We start from the raw sequence: 259 nt of genomic DNA, 5'->3' as shown, positions 1-259 counted from the left end.
CTTGCTCACTGCCACACCGCGTTCAACCCAATCGAGAATGCGATGAACGGTTTCAATATCGCTCTTGGAGTACAGCCGATGCCCACTTTCGGTGCGCGTGGGCTGAATCAGGCCATAACGGCGCTCCCAGGCGCGCAGCGTGACCGGATTGATGCCTGTCAATCTCGAGACTTCACGAATCGGAAACAGCTGATCTGAATCGGTCGGATCTAGAAGCGAAGTGCTATCTATCGGAGCAGTATTCACGGGCATTTTGAAC

1 protein-coding gene is annotated in these 259 nt (G+C 54.1%); it reads right to left on the bottom strand.

All coding sequences use genetic code 11. The features are described from left to right. Window positions 1-252: MerR family transcriptional regulator (locus SB765_RS31085; protein ID WP_410932684.1), on the bottom strand; the 252-nt coding region annotated here is incomplete at its 3' end. Window positions 253-259: the final 7 nt, after the last annotated feature.

This window comes from Pseudomonas sp. SIMBA_067, from assembly GCF_046534675.1.
In the GTDB taxonomy this organism is placed as follows: Bacteria; Pseudomonadota; Gammaproteobacteria; order Pseudomonadales; family Pseudomonadaceae; genus Aquipseudomonas; species Aquipseudomonas putida.
Note: the sequence above shows the minus strand (reverse complement) of the source record. Positions and strands in the feature narration are given on the sequence as shown.